The sequence below is a fragment of the Tenacibaculum sp. Bg11-29 genome, assembly GCF_002836595.1.
GTDB lineage: Bacteria > Bacteroidota > Bacteroidia > Flavobacteriales > Flavobacteriaceae > Polaribacter.
The window spans coordinates 3,457,491-3,477,972 of record NZ_PJBB01000003.1 but is presented as its reverse complement, the minus strand read 5'-3'; the positions used below and the strand labels follow the sequence as shown (position 1 = coordinate 3,477,972).

Sequence of the window (20,482 nt, the reverse complement as noted above, 5' to 3'; positions counted from 1 at the left end):
ATTTAGCAAGAGTAAAGTAGGGGGAGATATAATGAAATATCTGTTTTAAGTTTAACTAAAATAATTAGTAACTCTGAAAAATGACTAGTAATATTTTTTTATATTAGTGTTGTAATTTTCTAACCTTAATGTCTTAAAAATAAAATGCCTATAACTAGATCAGAAAGTGGTGCAAACTTAAATAATTGGGTAGTTAATTTAGGTGATGGTAATTATGCTGCTCCAAGTGAAAATCCTGTAAGTATAGCAGACATTAAAACTGTTAATCGCACTAAAAAATCTACTCTTAAGGCAAATGTTCTTAATAGAATAATTATGGCACATAATATTACTTATCATAAAATAGTTGATCCTATAGCTATGACGAATACTCATGTGGCTATTTATAAAATGAAAATTCCTTATGTAATTAGTACATCAAATGTTGATTTTAATGGGCAAACAGTTGAAGGTGGTCTTTTTGTATGGGATGGACTTTCGACTCAATTAGATTATGGTTTGGCTTTTCAATGGGTTATTAATCCGTTTGATGTTGATTATAAGAAAATCAGGTATTGGGATGGTAGTAGTTGGCAGTCTTTAGGTGTTAGTTTAGCACCAGATAATAAATATCATACGATTGAGTTTTATTTGGATATTCCAAATTCAGAGGCGTATTTGAAAATAGATAATATTACTTATCCTCAAAATGTATTTTCAGAAACTCCAAAAATTGGGTTTGGTATTACTGTAGATGCGCGGTTTCAAGCAGAAACGATAAGTATATTTCCTCCTGAAACAGGAACAATTCCTTCTCAAAAAGTAAATTTTAAAGATTGGAGTTGGGAGTGGTCTAATGATATTATAATTTAATTAACCAACATCTATTAATGTATTACAAAAATAAGTAATGATTACATAAAAGGTTTAAGCTAAAAGTACTGCATGAGATTACTTTGAGCTTATGATAATAATGAAATAAATAATTGTTTGGTTTTTACTTCAGTTCTTTGTTATTCGCTTTTTTACCTATCTTTTAATCTATAAACAAATTTATGCCCACTCCAATTTTTATCAATTGACGTAACTTTTGTGTCTACTAATCCATTGTTAAGCCCATATTTCATAATCATAAACTTGTCTAATTCAGTCTCTATTTTAGAGGGTTTTTTAGGCCAACTAATCCATAATACTCCGTTCTTTTTCAAGTTTGATTTTGCAATTTTATACAAACTATCTAACTCCTTCACTGTTTTAACAAATATGTGAATAAACTCAAATTGCTGCTTATTTATTATTTCGTATATCACAACATTTGACGGAAAATCAAAAAAAAATCAAGATATTTTTTAGGTTGATTTAACACCATAATTTTAGAATCGTTCCTAATTCCAAGTTTTTTATAAAGAGGCGTTGGGGTTTTATTCTCACTCATTATAAACTTAATTACTGTTTAAAATTAATAATAATACGATTGTAATAACTGAGATAAATGTACCAACTTTAATATACCAAAGCGTAAATATTGAAATTAGAAGTCCAAAAACAAAAGCCCAATTTTGATAACTCCATAATACGTAAACAAAAATGAACCAACTTACACCTAAAAGGATAAATAAGGGACCTAATTTAAATACATTAATTTTAAGTTTATAAAAGGTATTTGCCCAAGGACCAGGTTTTTCAGGGCCAATATATTTTCCTTTTATTATTACGTGAAAACCATCCATCATCATAAATAAACCATTTGCAAAGGCAATAATTGTTATTATTATTTTTAGTGTCATATTTATTTTGTTATTTTCATTCTAAAGTCAAGTCTACCATAATCTCTGTTTTCACCTCGTATTAAATACGATGCAAGGGTATTTTTCTTCTTTTTTGGAAGTTATCACAGTACCCGTTACAATCAACGTATCACTTACCTTTTTTTTAATAGGTAAACGTTGTATACGTTTCTAAAACCGTATTGGTTTGAATTTGATTGTTAATACTGTGTTGATACCAAACCATTAAACCAATCAAGAGTCCTACAAAGAGGGAAAGGACTATTGTAAATTTAAAAAAAATATTTAATTAGTTTCATTTTTTAATATTTATTGATAAATTGGTATTACAACTTTTTGAGTGATTTATTTAGTTCATCTTTCTTTCCCGAAAACTTATGATTTGTTTCAAATTCGGTTGGTTTAAAATCATAATGAATGTCGGTCAATTTTCTTGCAATTTTTTTTGCTTGCTCTGGATTTACCCTCTGGTATTTTGTACCACATAAAATTAAAAGGCTGCTTTTTTTGTTTAATTCATTTACCCTATAAATAACAGAACGTTTTTTTTATTCTTGGTTTTTATTTTATTTATAATCAGGTATTAGTTTGGCACACATATTTGTTTCCATCTCTGGTCTATCTTTAATTAATGAAAATAGATCTGTGAGGCCATTTCCAATAACAGCTGTGGTTATTAAAATTGATTTTTGAAGTGCTAAATATGTCATCATTCCACCTCTAGACCAATCAAGCATTCCTATTCTAGTAGGGTCAGCTTTTTTTAACTTCTTTAACGGTTTGGATTAAATACAGTACATCATTAATATCTTTGGCTCCAAATTCATCATTTTCTCTGTAGCAACGGGCAATTACTACATATCCTTCTTTTACTAATTTTAAAAAATCTAGTAAACTATAAAGCATTTTAGCTTTTGCTATTTTTCCAACTTCTTTATTTTCAACTCTGTTAAAAATGATGACAGGGAATTCACCTTTTTTTTAGGTTCTGCAATAATTCCATTTATAAACTATTAAATAAAAATTTACGTTGTTTAAATGTATTTATTAATCGTTCTTAGATATTTTTTCCAAATTGAGGGTGTTTCTGAAAACTGAAATAACTTTTTAGATGAATCTGTCCGTTTTTTAATTTTTTTGTCTAAAACGGTATTGGTAAAGGATTCTTTAAATTGATATAAGGGGTGTAATTCGTTTAAACGTTTTCATAAATTCTTATATATTTTATATAAGACGGTTAAGTTTCTTTTTATTTTAAACACTAAGATTAAACATTTTATTCCAAATAGCATAAAAGTATCATATTTACTTGTTGAAATATGATGTTTTATATATAAATTTAATTACTTTTTTTAGGCTTAAATGTTTTTTAAGAGCATACTATGGTAGTTATACCATAGTATTTATTGTGAATGCTCTTAATCACTACTTATAATAGTTGTATATACTTAGTGAAATTTGTATAATAATTAATGTCTTCTTCCTAATTTTAGTGGAATATCGATAATACCTAACATATTAAGTAAGCCAATACTAAAAAGAGCTACAGCAATAATAATGTATATTATTTTTGTTGTTTTAATACCAAAAATATTCACTAGTCTTTTGGCTTTTCTGCTATTAAAGAAAAAATCCCACTCAAAATGAACTCCACAATAGGTAAATACACCTATGAGCATAAAAATAATGTTAATGGTTGTGTCTGACATAATTCGATTGTTATAAAAGTTGCATTTCAACAACTTTAATTTAGTTTGACTGCAAACTACAACCTTCATTTTTTATTAATAGAAACCAATTAATAAGTGCAGGATATAAATTGATATTCGTTAAAAATGGGATGATTAAAAGTAAGAAAAGTATGTGTTAAAAGACAAGGTTCTGTTCTTATTAAGAAGTCGAAATGTTTTTAATTTTATTGATCTGTTCTATTACTTTTTTATACTTACGTGTTGCAATAATGGCTTCTATATTATTAGTTAATATAATTGTTGCTTTATTAATACTCTGTATGTGGGTCTTATTTATTAGATACGATTGGTGTGTTCTAATAAAGCCAAATGTTAGCAATATTTTCTCGTAATATTTTAGATGTTTAGAAGCTAATATTGTTTTATCTGTACTAAGTATTTTGGTGTAAGCTCCATTAGATTCTAGTAAAATAATGTTGTTTACATTTAAATAGTAAATATTATTATGGGTTTTAACAATTATTGTTTTTTCTTCATTTTTTTTGTACTTATCAACTAATGAAAGTAAAGAATTATTCGTTTTATTTTCATCGATTTTCTGAATTGCATGCTTAATTGCTATTTCTAGTTCTATTGGGTCAATAGGCTTTAATATATAATCTACGGCACTAAATTTAATAGCATCAATGGCATATTGACTATTTCCGGTGGTAAAGATTACTTGAAATTTTATCTCTTGTAATTCTCTTAATAAATCTAAACTAATACCATCTTCAAGTTCAATATCAAGAAAAATTAAATCGACTGAATTACGTTCTAAAAATTCTTTAGTTTCTTTTATGGTTGAGAATATAGCAATGACTTTAAAATTAGGAAACAATAACTTTAATAGTTTCTGTAAAACTTGCTGTGCGTTAAATTCATCTTCTATAATTACTATTTTATACATAATTACTTAATCTTAATGAGAACCCAACTTGAGTTCCCCCTTTAGCGTTTGTTTTTTTTATAAAAAATGTTTTCTCTTCACCATAGCCACGTAATGTTAGTCGTGCACGCAATATATCTAAAGCATGTTCTTTTCCATCATTATTTATAGGGGTATAACCAACCCCATTATCGTCAACAATAAAATGAATTTGTTTATTGGTTTGTTGTATTGATATTTGTACAAATCCGTTATTTTTACTTTTCAAACCGTGTTCAATTGCATTTTCTATAAGTGGCTGCAATAGCATTGGAGGTATTAAAGTTTCTTTTTGTTTAATCTCTTTGGCAATATGAACATCATAATTTAATTTATCTCCAAAGCGCACTTTTTGCATTTCTAAATAATTAATTAAAGAACTGATGTCATCACTAAGGTTTATAGTCTCTTTATTTGTAAAATTAAAATTTTCTCTTATCAACTTTGAAAATCGAGAAATATAACTAGCTGTTTTTAAAGGCGTATTATCTAATACTGTGTTTTGTATAGCTGTTAGCACATTAGATATAAAGTGAGGGTTCATTTGTGAGCGTAAAATGGTCAGCTTTAATCTTTCTCTTTCTTTTTCTGTTTTAAGTAGCGTTTTTTTATGATACTGTATAAATAATAATATAGCTAATAGTAAAATAGCTAATATGCTAAATAAAATTACTTTGAAACGATAATGTAAACCCTCAGACTTTAATCGTTTATTATGCTCTTGTTCAAGGCGAAGTTCCTTCTCGTTTTGATTCTTTTTTGATTCAAAAAGTTCTTCTTGGTTTTTTAGCATTTGTTTAAAATCAAGGATTTTAGCTTTGTGAATCTTCTTTTGCACTGAATCTAATTGTAATGCGTAATAATGTGCTTTAGTTATGTTTTTTTTAGCAAAAGCTTCCATCATTTGTTGGCGAGAAAGATTTTCCATCTTTTTATATTGCTCTTTATTATAGTTGTTATTACTTATTTCTATATAATAACTATTAGCTAAATCGTGTTTACCTATAGATGTATAAATGCGAGCAAGATTTTCTAAAGCGCTATTCCAATTATTAGGATACAATCTTTTAATTTTCGCTGATTTTTTATAATAGAGAATGGCTTTTTCAAAGTGCAATATACTATCAGTCTTATTATATAAACCTTCGTAATTTCGAGCCAAATTGTTATAAGATTGAGAAATAGCTAGTTGGTCATTTAAATTTTCACTTAAAAGTAGTGCCTTATTATTGAAACGACTTGCCTTTCTGTAGAGTGTATTCTTTTGGTAAATTACGGCCAAATTATTATATAATCTAGATAATACTATTGTGTCTTTCAACTTTTCGTATGTTTCTATAGATTTTTCTAATTGATTTAAGGCCATTACTTTGTCGCCTTGTTTAAAATAAATGTAAGAAAAGTATTCTTGTGCTTCAGCCAATAGTACCAAGTCATGTTTTTTGTTAGCTATTTCTTTTACCTTGAGTAATTGTGTAGTGGCTTTTGTATATTGTTCTTTATCGCAATATGCTGTAGATAAATTTAAACGAGATTTTACTTCCCATTTATAGTTGTCCTTAAATAAAGGTATCGCTTTCAAATGCATAATAATTGAAGTGTCATAGATATGGTTATGACTATTATAAATTCCTTTTAGGAGGAATTTTCTTCCTTTATCAAAAGAACTAAAAACTTTGATTTTAAGTAAACTATCTAGTTTTTGATTCGTATATTCTGAAGGTTGCTCGTTTATTAATTTTATAACTTCTTCATAGGTGTCATCTGAAAAACTCTGACAGTATAATGGAGATATTACCATGAATATAGATAGGAATATTATATTTTTTTTTAAGTTGTTTAATGTGGCTAACCTCATGCTTGTAAATAAATAGATGTGTTTTATTTTAGATTTTGTATAATTTGGTTCTATTTTTTGTAATGGTATTGAGATAAGAATTTGGTTAAATAAGTATTCAATTTTCTTCAGGAAGGTAGAGATGCTACATTGTACATAATACCTTATGTTCGCAATTTAATAAAAATGTTAAATTTAAGAGATATAAATCAGAAAGAATAAAAGAGAGAATTAAGGTTAATGTATATGGTGAAGTATTGGTAATAGAAAGTTACGGAGTCTCTTATGTTCATTTAATGCATGCAAACATAATAAAGCATATAGAGATATTTATGAGCGTATTGTAAAAAAAGGAAAGAGTAAAAAACTAGCTTTAATAGCCGTTTCAAACAAGTTAATCAAACAAAGTTTTGCTATTTCAAAACCGGGTTTTCCTTATGATGAAAAGTATGTTTCCGTTTTGTCAAAATAAGTAGTGTTTATCTAAAAAATAAAAGCTCAAAGTACCAAGTAGTAGCATTTTGAGCCTAGAATAATATTGTATAAATTTAATTAATAATTTGTTTGGTTTTTATCTCAGTTCTTTGGTATGCGTCCGTTTTTATGTTAATTATTGATAAGTGAAGTTATTTGTGAAATTGCAAATTTTGCTTCCTTTAAGTTTTGTAACAAAATCCAAATATGAAACATCTTTGGGTACTCAAAGTAATTTAGTGAGAAATTAGATTCCTTAGCCTTGCTTTTTAATTTCCTGACATCTGCACAGAGTATATCATGTGTTCCTACAAAAATCGAAACTTTTGGCAAGCCTGTCAGATCACCATAGATAGGACTTACTTTGTAATCATCTAATTCCACCTGCCCTGCATATCCTGCTCCAGCTAATTGAAGTCCTTTTATTCCAAGTATTTTATCATTTTCATCAACGGCTAAAATGTCTGGATTACTCATAGTTACATCCAACCATGGTGCAAGTAAGATTAACTGCTCAGGTTGTGGTTTGTTTTCTTCTTGCAATGACATTGCAAAACCTAATGCTAAACCACCTCCTGCTGATTCTCCCAACAGAATTATATTTTTTGAACTATACTTCTCGATTAATTCGTTATAAATCTCAGTAACGTATTCAAAAACTTGATAGCATGTTGCCGCTGGTGCTAATGGGTAATTCGGTATAACAATGGTTGCATTCGTATTGTTTATTATTGTTTCCGCAAACGACCAATTGTATTTGGAAATATTATAATAATATGCACCGCCATGTAAATAGAGAATAACCTTTTCTGAAACATTTTCTTTTGGTTTTAAAGTCCAAATTTGCCTTCCTTTTTTGTTAGTCTCATCGATCTCAAAATTCTTTTGTATTGATTTAGGTATCTTGACTGGCTCTTGATTTAACTTATTCTTTCTAATATTTTTTTCAATAATTTTTTTTACACCAAAAATCCCTGCCATTTTTTGGAAAAACTGAGATTTGAAACTTACTTTTTCTGAATGAATATATGTCTTTGAAGAGTCTGTCATTTGTTGGCTATTTACTATTGAAGAGAAACTTAAATTGATTGATAAAATGATTAATAATAGAGTAAAATTTTTCATGATTCTTGAATTATTTTTTAGTTGATACCACAATAGTAATCACAATGAATTTTTTAAACGTTCACTAAAGTTAACGCCAGCATTATTTTTTATGGTCTAATAATCTTTTCCGAATTCTACTTAAAGATTGTGGTTTCATACCTAGATAGCTGGCAATTTGATGATGAGGAACTCTGCTAAAAAGGTCAGGCTTTGATTTACATAAATTCAAGTACCTTTTTTCGGGTGAGGAAGAAATAAATTGACTCCATTCTTCTTTGGATTGGTTTAATTTACCGATTGCAATGTTTTGAAAAACATCATCAAGTCGGGGCATTAATAGTCGTAATTCCTCTTCAAATACTTGTCCACTTATTGTTAATACACAATCTTCTGCGCATTCCAAATAATATTTCGAAGGAGTACCATCTTTAGAAGGTGGGGTTAATGTTTCTCTTTCTGTGTAGAAGCCTATCGATTTTTCGTTTCCATCTTTTAATAAATATTCTCTTATACAACCTTCAACCACCATGTAACAATTCTTAGGAATTTGCCCTTCCTTCAATAATATTTCACATTTTTTAAATTCCTTAACTACCGTTTTTTCAACAATTAATGTAACCTCATCTTTGGTGAGAATTGGGAATTTGCTAATGAGGATTCTTATTTTTTCTTTTGGATTCAAGGTGTTGTTTTTTTATGGCGCACAACTAATGTATATGATGCACTCTTTCAAAATGGCATTAGATGCTTGTTGGTAGTAACTCATATGCTATACTTCAAGTTTGTGTTAATTTATGAGACAAATAGCTTTTAGTGTACTATGTATCTTTTACCGTGTTGTGTTTTTACGTAGAATTATCCAAATTAAAATTAAAAAAAATAACGTCAATAGAGCAAAAAATTTCTCAAAATAGGTTTTAGCAAAAATATTTCCAACAGTATTCAATACAAATAATACAAAGAAAATCCATAAAGTAATATTCACAATTTTCATTGATATATACTCTCTTAAATACTTTCCTTTTATCAAAAGGATCAAAAATAAAAATAGATTGATTATGATTGAAATAGTTTCAAAAACATACATTTCAGAATCATTTTTTAATCTTCCTCCCCAAGAAATTTCATAGGGAACTATTTTTATCATAATACATAAGTGAAAAAGTATTACCGCTACCAATAGATGGAGCATAGTTTTAATTGCATATTTTGGATTCAATTTTTGTGTTATTTAAAAATAAATTATACTCTTTCGTACATAATATCCTGTCAGTATTAATTAATTAACTCCATAATCATCTTTCGTCCTTGCATATCCACTTCTTGCCTAATTATTTGCCTATTATTAATATCAATGTAAAATGTCATAATGGCTTTATTATCCGTAATGTCATCAGTCACTTTCACTATCCATACATCTCTATCTCTATTTCTACGCACTTTACCTTTTTTAATATTTTTAATAAAGGCTTTTATTACTCCTGTTTTAGCACTTGGGTTATAATCAAAAATTGAAATAGTTTTGTGGTATTCGTTATTTAAAGGCAGCCACCTAATCAATTGCGGATAAATATTGCTATCGAAATAACTACCAGATGTAGTTTCTGCTATTTCGTTTTTAGTATTTGTCTTTTTGTCAAAATAATAACCAGTTACTTTTTTATCAAAATGAAGTACCATATCTCTTTGTTGATTATATGAAGAATGGTAAATAGGTTTAAGATTATTTATGTGTGCAAGAGTAGTGTCAACCCATTTTGTTTGTGCTTGATTCAATTTAACAGAGGTTATTATTAAAACGTTATTTTTAATTCTTTTTATCTCTGTTTTAATTTTTCCTATTTCTATTTTGGAAGTGTCAATTTCCATAGACCAAGTCATTTCATAATTTTCGTTTTTGATCAATTCTGAATCAAAAGAATTGTTTAATGGAGTGATCGTAGAATCTTGTGCAAATAAACTCAGAGAGATAAATACTGAAAGGATCGTTAAAAGAATATTTTTCATTTTTTTTTGGATTAGTTACGATAGGAATAAGCTCATCTAAACTTTACATTGTTTGAACCTTTACATTTATCAATCTAATAAGGACTTATTATTTAGACTTTGCGTATTCTGGCAAAGGTCCCCAAGTTTTAATTCCTATTTTTTTTAAAGTATCTTCAGTATTCCAATATTCATTATAACGAATGATCTTCCCATCAGATAGGCGTACTTTAAAAAAAGCAACGAAAGGCCAATCAACTGTTATATTGTTTTCTCGCCAAGTAAATTTTAAACGAGAATGTATTGCAAAACAATCTTCACCATGTAAATAAGGTCCCTCAAACATAGTTGCACCCCAAGCTGTGGTTTCAGATAACAAATGAGTATAATAGGATTCAATCGTATTTTCACCTTTTAATAAAGGATATCGTGGATCATAGAAAGTAGCATCTTTAGAAAATAAGTTAGTAAGTTGTTCGACATCTTCTTTATGAAAGCCAGAAATCCAAGTTTCGATAACTTGTTTTGAAATTTTTTGTATCATCATATTTTATTTTAATTGTTTAAAATGAAGCCAGTGTTTGAAATCTTCTGCTTGGATTGCGTTTCGAACATTCCATTAGGGATGTCTTGATAGGGTATATGTTCAATATTAATTTTTGTTTTTATAGGTTAATAAACAATTAGAATTTAAAGAATTGGGGGTTTCTAAGATAGAAAACAAGCCAAACTAAAATTAAAACTATGACAGGCATTAATATAGGTATCGACCAAATCATATGAGTTACTATCGCTCCACCCATATAGGAACTAAGTAATAATGTTCCGATTTTATTAGTTTTTGGAAAAAGAAATATGAAAGTAATAATAATCTCACTAATAGCAATAATAACTCTCCAATTTGCTAGTTGCATTTGGTTCATTTGTTCAGGTTGAAATAGTTTTGCCCCTGCACTTCCTAAGTATAGCAATAATAATAGGCTAGCTAAGAGCCAAATAATAATTTTTTTAGTCTTTGAAATTTGAATATCCATAAATATTTATCGTTTATAAATCCAAAATTAAACTGAATAACCAACATAAAAATTAAGGTATCTTAAGAAATGGAAAATCACTTTTTTCTTAATTCACTTAAATATTCCGGTGTGATTTCTAAATATGAGGCTATCATATATTGAGGAACTCTTTGGATAAAATTCGGAAAGTGATTTATTAAACTAGCGTACCTATCTTTACTTTTCATTTGTAGATATATGTCGTTTCTGCGTTGAATAGCAATTAACATGTTTTCGGTAATTATTCTAAAAAATCTTTCAAGTTTTGGAATAGATTTAAATAGCCTTTCTAATTCTACTTTGTCAACTATTAGAACTGTAGTTTTTTCAATTGCTTGAATGGATGAGTAAGAAGGAATATTTTTTATATAGCTTTCCATATTAGTTACCCACCAATTTTCAAGAGCAAATTGAGTTATTTTTTCATTCCCTTTGTCGTCGATATAAAAAGAACGAACTAATCCATTTATTATGAAATAATTGCTTTTACATATTTGCCCTTCACGAAGAATGTAATCTTTCTTTTGAAATATCTTTGATATTAATATCGAATAAATCTCATCTATTTCAGTGTCACTAAATTCAACATATCGATTGAAATATGTTTTGATTTGTTCTTTCATTTTGAGTGGTTTTCTATATGTCTCGTATCTGAAATGTAACGTGTAAAAAGACGTTAATCTTTCGAATAAACACATATCAAAATTTTTATGTTTTGTTCTCTCTTTTTCTATTTTAAAACCCAAATTTAAAAATTTGACGGCCTTCGTAAATAAACCATAAACCTCTCGTAAAGCAATTATGAGTTATGTTTTATTAACGTTGTTAGCAAAAGTTACTTCCATGGGTTAGTATGGTAATTTTCTAAATGTAATTTAATTTCACCACTATCATAAAATTGATATATAATTGTTGTTCCATAGTAACTACCCGCGTCATTTTTGTGTTTTTTCCTAAATCTTTTGATTTCTTTTGATTTCTTATATGGCCTTAAATCTATAGTTTTAGTGAACTTTAAGGAGTCAATAGGCGTTTGTGTTTTACATTTAGATTTGTTGTAATATACTTTGGCAACTTTGAGTTCTTTTTCATATTTTTTTAAAAGATTTTCCTTTGAAATTTTCTTATTTATCATTGAAGCTAAAGTGGCTATATGTGAATCCCTTTTAATATAAGAATTAGCTTTATCTTCGCTCATTTCTATAATATTCCCTTTCTCTGTTGGAGAATAGTCTTTGAGAAAAATTAATTTGACCATTTTTTCTTTACGTACATTATTACAATCAGATAGTTTTATATATTGATACTCAAATGTTAAATAATTAGGAAGTTTTGATTTTGGGATTTGTTTAGATTTTCGCAATGAAGTACTATAATTATAATATCCAGGAATTGAAGGGTTCATATAAATACTATCTGTAACGATATTAACAGGTACTTCTAATTTATTGTGTTGAGTTATTTTAGAAACTATAACGCCATACCCTTTTTCTGAAACAACCATCATTTGTGAATCAAATTCACTAGGTATAGCACAAGAGTTTAAAAGACATATAGCTATTAATAAAATGTAGATTAAGGCTCTATTTTGAAAATATTTCATATTTAGTAAAAATTAAATTTATAGGAAACTCTTTAGGGTAATCAAATCTAAACCCAGTGATTTCTTTAATTGATCTATGATGCAATTCATAAAACAATTGGGACCAACTTATAAGCAGCCCTTTTTCATATGAATTTTTATCAATAACAAAAGGTTTCCCCCTTTTATGACCCTGTGGTGCTAGCTCCTGAAAAGTGATTTTCAAAGGATTTACTTTAGTCATTCCTTTTCCATAAACCCATTGTTGTTTTATAGGATGGAAAAATAGAGAAGACATTCCTTTTCGAGGCAGTGACATTTTAAGTAACCTGAGTAACTCCAGGGGTATTTTCTTTTCTTTAGAAAATGCATTTAATGCATTTTCTCGATGAATAGATTGAGGTAATTTTACCCCATTATCTTGAATCCAATTTTTGGAAAAAAAATCATAATTTTCTCCAAAACAAATTTCGTGCGTACATAAATTACCCTTGAAATAATATTTATAACCATATTCTTCACTTTTTCCATGTTGAGTAAAGTGAAACAAGGTTCTTTTCGCTTGTATAACAACTCCTAAATAATCTTCATTAATGAGAAAATATAGAGAATGCCCTAAAATTAAAAATTTACCTTCTATTTCGGTAGTAAGTATTTCATTCTCTTTTAATTCATTATGTACTAAATAGTCTTCTAGTTTATAAACTTGTGAGCTTTTTGTTAGTATTTTTAGCCCTATATGTGAAACTGATTTTGAAATTCTATTCTTAAAGAGAAGTTTATTCTCTTTTTGTATAATTATACATCCAAAAGTTTGATTCATTTTAGTGTTTAATTTGTGTTAAAGTTGTTAGTAAAAGTGTTTTTTAGATCATTACATTCTTAATCTAATGTCATTAATTAAACTAAAATCTAATCGTATAGAAAAAATTTCATTAGAATTTATTTCCATTAAATAAATTAGCGCATATCCTTCTAATAACTGAGAACCGATTTTATAATTACCAGTAGCGTCATTTTCAAGTTCTTTCCTATCTTCTACTTTTTCAATAATTAATTTATTATCAGAATTCGGATGGAAAACAAATTTATCTTTGAGCTCTTCCAGTTTATCTAAAGATTTTAAGATTTGATACTCTTTTATACTTATGGAATTAATGACTGCAAACGTTGTGTTTTTAGGAGATATAAAAGCATTTATTATGATCTCGGGACCAGCTAAACTAAAAGAACCAACTTCAAATTTCGGTTTCTTAGTTTGTCTTGTAATTTGTAAATTTAAATCCAATTTTTTCGCTTCTTCGAATTTACCTAGACGAGAAGTTAGCTTAGAAGTTATAAAACCTTCTTTAAGGGTAATGGTGTTAAAACTAGCATTTTTGACTTGTTCAGGTGTTGTGCTAAAAACATTACTATTTGATATTTGATAAGTTAATAAATTTTGATTTACACCATCATCAATAACAGTCTTAGGGGTGTTATCATTATTATTTGAACAAGTAATTATCCCTAAAATAATTAGTGTTAATAAAATAGTTTTTTTCATTTTCGTCGTTTTATATTTTTGAGAAACCAGCATTACATACTGCGTTCACATTCCGAAGTGCGCACATGCATTATACAAATTGATATGCTCTTTTATTTTTATTAGTTCAATATTTCTTTTAAGAACTTATTATAGCGGTCAAGATCAATAATCTTCAGTATCTGCATTAATTAGGAATTTAGAAATTATTTTTTTATCTAATTTCATAAAATCATTATACAAAATTTAGATTACTTCTTTCTTTGTTTTATTTGCTTTCATCATTTTTGCTATTTCATTAATAACACCGTATGAATCAGTTTTAATTCTTGATTTACCAGTCTCGAAATTAATATGTAGCGTTGCATAACCTTTGGTATTAATTTTATCTAAAATATCATCGGCTGTAACTTTCTCTATAGTTTGTTTAAAATTTTCGTTTTCCACAACTCCTATAGTTTTATATTTTGAAGAAATTTGAAAACCTATTTTCCTATCGACTGTTTTAAGTACGTACATACTTATTGGTCCATTAACCACATCTCCAACGTAAAATTCTTGCATGTATTTGTAAACTGCATTAGGCGTATCTTCCCATTTTTGTGTTAGTTCATAAGGTATTTGGCGATCAAAAATCAATTTTTCGCCTATTGATTTTAAATATTCTGATACGCTTTTGTCAAATAAATATTGTTGCCACTCTTTGTCTCCATCCATTATTATCCGTAATCTTTCTACTTTACCATTAAGAACAAAAAGTGTGTTTCCATCAAACACATATGATTTAGATTCATTTTTATCAACAACCATTCCTTTTGACGGAGTAATATAAGGGTACGCTCTTATATCAACTTTTGATTCAGAAACATTCTCCCAAGAGGATTTTGATTCTTTTTTTTTCTGAGATTGTACTAAAGTACCTGACAAAACAATTGCAATTAGTAAGATGTAATTTACTGTTTTCATAATGTTTAATTTTTGATTCATTCATACTGTCTGAGCTCTCCTTTTTTAAAATTAATTCTATTAACTTAATACCAATGGTTTCATAAAATCACTCAACAAAACTGTTTTTCTTTAAATTACTTAAGTTTTCGTATCTGTTTAATACTCTTATATTTTTTATTTTAGAAACAATGAATACTACAAAATTACTTATTAGGGATGATAGAAATTTGTAAAAATCGGTCGTTTTCGTTATTTGATATATTTTTTGGAGTGCGGTTGGTATATTTTTTTATTTCTTTATTAAAATGAGATCTGTCGAAGTAGTTTTGATTTGACAATAAATCTCCTTTTTTGATGTCTTTGAATGATGCTGAACATCGTAATATATTACAATAGTTTTTTAGTGAAAGCCCGAACATTTTATTAAAATACCTATTGATTTGCCTACTAGACCAAAATACGTTATCAGCAAAATAGCTCACGCTTTGATTGCCTTTGGTTTGGCTCAATAACCTGAATAGATGAAATTTTCGACCGTCTAGGTTATCCTCTTTATTGATTTCTTGACTTATTATTGTGTTTAACTTATCAATGGTATCTGATTTTTCGGAAAAGTCAAATGAATTTAGATTCCAAAAAGCATCTGGTAACTTTTTTTCAGAGTTTAATAACGGAGCAATACTTTCGTAGAATATATATTCTACAGCTGGTAATTTGAATTGTATTCCAAAAAGTTGATGATTTGGAGGGATTACCACTTCCATCTCTTTTGTATATAACCCTGTTATTTCGGTACTTTTGTATTTGTAATTATCAAAGCGAACGATAATATCAAAAAAACCGTCAGGTAAAATGGTGTAATTAAGATTTTTTGAAGAATCGTTGTCTAACCACCAAAAGCATCTGATGTACGGTTTCAAAATGGCATTAACTGCTTGTTGGTAGTAGTTCATGTTATATAATATTTTAAGTTTATGTAAAGATGTTGGTTAGGGGATTTAGCATTTTGTTTAATTTTTTTATTCTTCACATCTAATTTCTATAACATCTAAGAGACGGTCTTGGAAGTCAGACAGAATTATGTCTCCCCAAAATTTGCCATAAAAATTAATAGTTGAAGTTAGTTGATAACTAGAAGTAAGTATTAATTTAATTTGTCCGTTTTCAATTGTTTCAAGTTCATAAGTTGCATCTACAAAATTGAAGTAATTTCCATTGAGAACGTGCTGGTCGAATACTTTTTGTCTTACAGTATTTGAGTCAATTCTGATATTAAACGTTATTTCTTTATTTTCTTTATATTCTGTTATTGTCTCGATAAATTTTAAACCACCTTCGAAATTCCCAATTCGATGTCCGTTGACAGCCTTGATGTCAACAGTCGCATTTATTGGTCTAGGAATACCAAGTGTATTAAAAAATCCAGAATTATATTCATTATTGTTAATAGTCTTAACTTCTACAATATTGTTCCAAATAGTCTCAGGAGTTGAAGAAATAATAACTTCACTTTTGATATTAAAAACTTCCGAAGGACTTTGAATATACTCTTCAATAGGAGCAAATAAGAAAGGCAGAAGCACCAAAGAAAATAATTTCCCTTTACTTTTTCTTTTATTAATTTGAACAAATCGATAAATCAAAGCACCTAATGTTCCAAGAATAAAAAATGGAGCAGCAATTACTAACAAACATAAAAAGTCTTCAATACCAAAAAGAAGCATTGTCAAAAAGAATGTCGCAATTGTTAGCCAAGGAATGAAAATAATGTTTCTATATGATTTTAGTTTTTCATTATTAGAAAACATTAATGGTATAATTCCTAAAATAGCAGGAATAATAAAGAGGTAAGTTACTGAAGCCAAAGTTGCATTTTGTCCAAAAACAAGACGAGACAAAATTCCGTAAGCCACTCCTAATGTAATTCCAGTTATTAACAGTCCGTATTTTTCTTTTATTCTCGTCATTTTTAAAATTGTTAGTTATACTTTAAATGTCTTGTCCTGAAATACGGCTACAGGCTAAAATTAATTTTACGTAACTAATTTAGCAAAAGGAAACCGAACGTTAGGGAAATCTGTAGGGTTTTCCGAGTATAAATAGACCCCAGAAATTAATTATACACGTTGTTGCCAAACGTATGTTAAGTTAGTTTTAAAATTATGTGTTCAAAATTTATTGTTACTTCTTAAAAATCAACTGGTCTTAACTTATCAATAATTTCTGTGCTCACCCAATACAAATTTCCTGTCCCGTCTTCTTGGTCTCTTCCAAAAAACATATATTTATCATTTGGCGTGATACTCGGACTCACTTCGTTAAAATTAGAATTTATTTCATTTCCTAAGCTAATTGGTTTTGTCTATATCCCGTCTTTTTCCTTAAAGCAGACATAAATATCGAGGCCTTTTTTCATTTTCTTTGTTTCGATCCTGTACCAGTAAATACTCTTAAGATGGGGAAATAAACCCGTGATGACCAAATTCAAGTTCAACTTCCTGTACTTCGGGAAATTCACCATTTTTATTTTGAGCATAGTACGTTTTTCCATTTGAAATATTTGTATAAAAAAATCTCCGTTTTTAGCTTGATTAAGATAAACACTATGTCATCATTAATAGGTGAATCAAGTTGTATAGCATCACTCCAGGAATCCTCTAAACGGTTTACGTACCAAATTTTATCATTCGAAAAAATAGAATCCAAAGCTGTGAAGTAAATCCTTTTGTCAATAAGGCTAACGAATGGATATAATTCCTCATTTTTACCTCCATTGGTGAAATTTGTTCTTTTAACGGGAGTCCATTTATTACCTTTAAATTTTGAGAAATAGATATATTTTTTTTCATCTTTTTTACCAGCCGAAAAATATACTTCATCAAAATCAGGAGAAAACGAAATATTCGATGCATTCCTAATAATTTCAGAAGCAAAATTTATGGAATTAAACCTGGTGGTTTTTGTCCAAAATAGAGGTTTTCTGTAGTTGATGAATCACTAGTTATTGAGTGCTGTTTTTTATTTTTACAGGCATTTAAAAATAAAGTTAATACAAGTACTAAAAATATAAAGTTGTAATTTTTCATTGTTTAAATTTTCTACGATGTTTAGATTTTCACGAGTAAGCTCTAATAAGTCTTGCAATAAATTGTTTGATGTTGATACCATAATTTTTTATTACAAGTTTCAATATATAATCTGATTAAAATCTTGAAAGGATTTCGTTTCGTATTTCAACAACTAAATTCGCAAATAAGCTTGTACTAGCAATTAATTATGCACGGTGTTACCTGTATTTTATTATTGTTTCATTTCTTTTATTTCCATAACTTTTGTCCATTCTTTCACTTCAAGTGGTTTCCTTTGTTTGTTAATATAAGTGTTGTAGAAGTATCTGTAAAGTTCATCATTTAAGAAAATCAACTCACCGTCATTGCCTCCATTTATCAAGTAAATTTTCTCGTCAATTTTTTGTTTCTCAAACTCGGTATTCAATATTTCAGCTAGTCTTTGAACCGCTTCTCCTCAACCGTAACCTTTGAAGTTTTTAAAAATCACATAGTCGGTTCCGTTTAATGTTATTGTATGGTTTATCCAATCATTTTTACTATCCCATTCATCAAAATGACTATCAATACTTAAATTAAACCCGATTTTATTAAAAGTTGAATTCATCTCTTCTAGCATTCCTGTAAAGCCACCATGTTCAAACACAGATTCTCCATCACAGAAGTAGTGCCTTAAGCCGAGCGGTAAATTAGTTTCATCATCCCATATTCCACCCCAAGAACCTCCGTGTCGAAAACTTTCTAAATGATCCTGCTTTAACTTCTCAATATTCCTTTGATCAGCATATTTAAAATACCCTAATGAATCAATTGTTTTTACAAACTGCTCAGCTGATACTTTAGAGTGTTTTATTGATTCAAATTCTTCTTTTTTTGACTCACTTTTTATCTTTGAGAGAATCAATTTTATTTTTGAGATCATCAAAAAGACCGCAAGCCCAATAAGCCCAATAATCAATATGCTCATAACTATTCTGCTCATTTTTTCATAGGTAGATTGTTAGCACACGTTTTTTAGTTTCTTCTAACTTCTTGGTTTCTTACTGGATCCCCTCGTTCTACAAGTATATCGTCTTCATAATAATTCAAAAATTGAGCAGGAAGGCCTAATCCTCCTAATTGACCTGATGTCCCTTGTAACTGATAATGTAAGTGTGGCCTATCGGAAGAACCACTATTCCCAGTCTGACCGACTTCTTGACCTTTAACTACAGTATCACCTTGAGTAACTATAATAGATCCTTTTTTTAAGTGTGCAAATATTGATGTTTCGCCGTTTAAATGGTCTATAATAATATAATTACCACCAGGTTGATTATTATTAGTAGTGCCAACTTGATTATCATCAATAGTATTTACAACTTTTATTATTTTTCCATCAGCAGGCGCATTTAAGCGTTTTCCAAAACAATAATGATTTTCTTTTTGCCTCCAATCTCCTGTGTAATTTTTCTTTCTTACGGTTCCATCAGGTAATATTGTATCCTGTACGATAAGAAAATCAATTGCATATCGTTCGCCTCCACCGCGACTAGTAAAATGATGAGCACCTTCAAAATGCGTTTTTCCACCATTAACCACAAACCATTCGTCTTCAAAAGGCAATTCTAAGTCTGTTACAGTTTGGTAATTTAGATAAATGTCTTCGTCTAGTTTTCCTTCATCACCCATTAAAGTATCTGTGCAAGATGTTATAACTAAAATATAGGCTACTATTTTTAGATGTTTCATAATTAAAATTTATAGTTAATTCCTATGTTAATTTGATGTTGTAATTCTCTGAAAGCATTAGATATTTGAAGCCTATCATAATTGAAGTTATAATCTGCTTTTACATCTAAGTTTTTTGACAGCGTGTATTTGTATTCCGTACTCCATAAAACACTTTGGTATTTCCCTATTGAGTAAAAATTTTCTTCGAAAGTTGAAGTTCTCCACATAACCAATGGAATTGTTAATTTAGATGATAATGATTGTTTGTCATCTATCTGAAAAGTAAAGCGACCAGCTATTCCAAGTTTTTGTTGAAAATCATATTGTTTCCAGTCGTTAAAAGAAGATACATTAGTTTGAGTCTGTAAGCCTAAATGTATTTTAAGCTTCTCATTTTTATAAACTTGTTTCAATGAAGAAAAATTTAGTACAATTTTTGAATATTGAGGATTAGGCTCTGGAATTATATTGGTTTCTAATTCAGAATTTAAATAATCTAGTTGCACTTCAAAAAGCTTTTCTCTTTTAGTAATACGCGTATATTTTAATTGATAGTTTAATGCATTGTAGTCATAACGTGAAATAGGTGCAAATGTTAAATTTTTTAAATAGCCAATAGTGTAACCCGTTGAAAATTCTATACTACTTTTTTTAGTTTGAGAAACTTCTTGAGCCAAGGTATTTGTAATTGACAATAGAAAAATTAAAGATAGAATGATTTTATTCATGAGGATTATGGTAATAAATTTAGAAATAGATGTTT

General features: G+C 28.4%; 26 protein-coding genes and 1 pseudogene. 2 read left to right on the top strand and 25 right to left on the bottom strand.

Features of this window, described 5'->3' with window-relative positions; translation table 11 throughout:
* The first annotated feature begins 144 nt into the window (after window positions 1-144).
* Entirely contained in the window at window positions 145-852 is a 708-nt protein-coding gene (locus tag CXF68_RS15895; RefSeq protein ID WP_101046107.1) for a hypothetical protein, read from the top strand.
* Between the two features lie 152 nt (window positions 853-1,004).
* On the opposite strand, the gene CXF68_RS15890 is transcribed toward CXF68_RS15895, so the two are convergent.
* The 7 genes from CXF68_RS15890 to CXF68_RS15870 all read right to left on the bottom strand — a co-directional run bounded on the left by CXF68_RS15890 (window position 1,005) and on the right by CXF68_RS15870 (window position 6,282).
* Window positions 1,005-1,229 carry a DUF3052 family protein gene (locus CXF68_RS15890; RefSeq protein WP_198553836.1) on the bottom strand — a complete coding sequence of 75 codons (225 nt, stop codon included), beginning with the start codon at window positions 1,227-1,229 and terminating at the stop codon, window positions 1,005-1,007.
* Between the two features lie 192 nt (window positions 1,230-1,421).
* A complete protein-coding gene (locus tag CXF68_RS15885; protein WP_101046105.1) occupies window positions 1,422-1,766 on the bottom strand; it encodes a hypothetical protein in 345 nt (114 codons plus the stop codon).
* Window positions 1,767-2,332: 566 nt separating this feature from the next.
* Entirely contained in the window at window positions 2,333-2,503 is a 171-nt protein-coding gene (locus tag CXF68_RS20665; protein WP_157821967.1) for a hypothetical protein, read from the bottom strand.
* A gap of 16 nt (window positions 2,504-2,519) precedes the next feature.
* Window positions 2,520-2,672, bottom strand: a complete 153-nt coding sequence (locus CXF68_RS20660; RefSeq protein ID WP_157821966.1) for a hypothetical protein — start codon at window positions 2,670-2,672, stop codon at window positions 2,520-2,522.
* A 563-nt stretch (window positions 2,673-3,235) separates the two neighbouring features.
* The gene (locus CXF68_RS15880; protein ID WP_101046104.1) at window positions 3,236-3,475 is read right to left on the bottom strand and encodes an Imm17 family immunity protein; all 240 of its coding nucleotides are present in this window, start codon (window positions 3,473-3,475) and stop codon (window positions 3,236-3,238) included.
* Between the two features lie 181 nt (window positions 3,476-3,656).
* Window positions 3,657-4,406, bottom strand: coding sequence for a LytTR family DNA-binding domain-containing protein (locus CXF68_RS15875; protein ID WP_101046103.1), 750 nt, complete (start codon window positions 4,404-4,406; stop codon window positions 3,657-3,659).
* The gene (locus CXF68_RS15870; protein WP_101046102.1) at window positions 4,399-6,282 is read right to left on the bottom strand and encodes a histidine kinase; all 1,884 of its coding nucleotides are present in this window, start codon (window positions 6,280-6,282) and stop codon (window positions 4,399-4,401) included. The genes CXF68_RS15875 and CXF68_RS15870 overlap by 8 nt, the downstream gene beginning before the upstream one ends.
* Window positions 6,283-6,517: 235 nt before the next feature.
* Between CXF68_RS15870 and CXF68_RS21050 the strand changes: the two are divergent.
* A pseudogene (locus CXF68_RS21050) lies at window positions 6,518-6,733 on the top strand (IS110 family transposase); the annotation flags it as partial.
* 134 nt (window positions 6,734-6,867) lie between these two features.
* Here CXF68_RS21050 and CXF68_RS15860 read toward each other — a convergent pair.
* The 18 genes from CXF68_RS15860 to CXF68_RS15775 all read right to left on the bottom strand — a co-directional run bounded on the left by CXF68_RS15860 (window position 6,868) and on the right by CXF68_RS15775 (window position 20,447).
* Window positions 6,868-7,860, bottom strand: coding sequence for an alpha/beta hydrolase (locus tag CXF68_RS15860; protein ID WP_101046101.1), 993 nt, complete (start codon window positions 7,858-7,860; stop codon window positions 6,868-6,870).
* Window positions 7,861-7,942: 82 nt separating this feature from the next.
* Complete coding sequence (locus tag CXF68_RS15855) at window positions 7,943-8,524, bottom strand: Crp/Fnr family transcriptional regulator (protein WP_101046100.1); 582 nt, start codon at window positions 8,522-8,524, stop codon at window positions 7,943-7,945.
* A gap of 593 nt (window positions 8,525-9,117) precedes the next feature.
* Window positions 9,118-9,849 (bottom strand): hypothetical protein, encoded by a 732-nt coding sequence (locus CXF68_RS15845; RefSeq protein WP_101046098.1) that lies wholly within the window; start codon window positions 9,847-9,849, stop codon window positions 9,118-9,120.
* Window positions 9,850-9,937: 88 nt separating this feature from the next.
* On the bottom strand, window positions 9,938-10,372 hold the full coding sequence (locus tag CXF68_RS15840) for a nuclear transport factor 2 family protein (protein WP_157821964.1): 435 nt from the start codon (window positions 10,370-10,372) through the stop codon (window positions 9,938-9,940).
* 139 nt (window positions 10,373-10,511) lie between these two features.
* Window positions 10,512-10,862, bottom strand: coding sequence for a DoxX family protein (locus CXF68_RS15835; protein ID WP_101046096.1), 351 nt, complete (start codon window positions 10,860-10,862; stop codon window positions 10,512-10,514).
* Between the two features lie 77 nt (window positions 10,863-10,939).
* Window positions 10,940-11,506, bottom strand: a complete 567-nt coding sequence (locus tag CXF68_RS15830; protein ID WP_157821963.1) for a Crp/Fnr family transcriptional regulator — start codon at window positions 11,504-11,506, stop codon at window positions 10,940-10,942.
* Between the two features lie 212 nt (window positions 11,507-11,718).
* Window positions 11,719-12,486: a hypothetical protein gene (locus CXF68_RS15825; protein ID WP_101046094.1), complete on the bottom strand. Its 768-nt coding sequence runs from the start codon at window positions 12,484-12,486 to the stop codon at window positions 11,719-11,721.
* Entirely contained in the window at window positions 12,467-13,288 is an 822-nt protein-coding gene (locus CXF68_RS15820; RefSeq protein ID WP_101046093.1) for a hypothetical protein, read from the bottom strand. The genes CXF68_RS15825 and CXF68_RS15820 overlap by 20 nt, the downstream gene beginning before the upstream one ends.
* A 51-nt stretch (window positions 13,289-13,339) precedes the next feature.
* Window positions 13,340-14,011 carry a hypothetical protein gene (locus CXF68_RS15815; RefSeq protein WP_101046092.1) on the bottom strand — a complete coding sequence of 224 codons (672 nt, stop codon included), beginning with the start codon at window positions 14,009-14,011 and terminating at the stop codon, window positions 13,340-13,342.
* Window positions 14,012-14,236: 225 nt separating this feature from the next.
* The gene (locus tag CXF68_RS15810) at window positions 14,237-14,956 is read right to left on the bottom strand and encodes a hypothetical protein (RefSeq protein WP_198553835.1); all 720 of its coding nucleotides are present in this window, start codon (window positions 14,954-14,956) and stop codon (window positions 14,237-14,239) included.
* A gap of 185 nt (window positions 14,957-15,141) precedes the next feature.
* Window positions 15,142-15,891 (bottom strand): AraC family transcriptional regulator, encoded by a 750-nt coding sequence (locus CXF68_RS15805; protein ID WP_101046091.1) that lies wholly within the window; start codon window positions 15,889-15,891, stop codon window positions 15,142-15,144.
* A gap of 66 nt (window positions 15,892-15,957) precedes the next feature.
* Window positions 15,958-16,905, bottom strand: a complete 948-nt coding sequence (locus CXF68_RS15800; protein WP_101046090.1) for a hypothetical protein — start codon at window positions 16,903-16,905, stop codon at window positions 15,958-15,960.
* 221 nt (window positions 16,906-17,126) lie between these two features.
* Window positions 17,127-17,252, bottom strand: coding sequence for a hypothetical protein (locus CXF68_RS21120; RefSeq protein WP_157821962.1), 126 nt, complete (start codon window positions 17,250-17,252; stop codon window positions 17,127-17,129).
* 622 nt (window positions 17,253-17,874) lie between these two features.
* Entirely contained in the window at window positions 17,875-18,024 is a 150-nt protein-coding gene (locus tag CXF68_RS20650; RefSeq protein ID WP_157821961.1) for a hypothetical protein, read from the bottom strand.
* Window positions 18,025-18,238: 214 nt separating this feature from the next.
* Entirely contained in the window at window positions 18,239-18,433 is a 195-nt protein-coding gene (locus CXF68_RS15790; RefSeq protein ID WP_101046088.1) for a hypothetical protein, read from the bottom strand.
* 30 nt (window positions 18,434-18,463) lie between these two features.
* Window positions 18,464-18,988: a hypothetical protein gene (locus CXF68_RS15785; RefSeq protein ID WP_198553834.1), complete on the bottom strand. Its 525-nt coding sequence runs from the start codon at window positions 18,986-18,988 to the stop codon at window positions 18,464-18,466.
* Between the two features lie 32 nt (window positions 18,989-19,020).
* Window positions 19,021-19,737: a M23 family metallopeptidase gene (locus CXF68_RS15780; protein WP_101046086.1), complete on the bottom strand. Its 717-nt coding sequence runs from the start codon at window positions 19,735-19,737 to the stop codon at window positions 19,021-19,023.
* Between the two features lie 2 nt (window positions 19,738-19,739).
* A complete protein-coding gene (locus CXF68_RS15775) occupies window positions 19,740-20,447 on the bottom strand; it encodes a hypothetical protein (RefSeq protein WP_157821959.1) in 708 nt (235 codons plus the stop codon).
* Window positions 20,448-20,482: the final 35 nt, after the last annotated feature.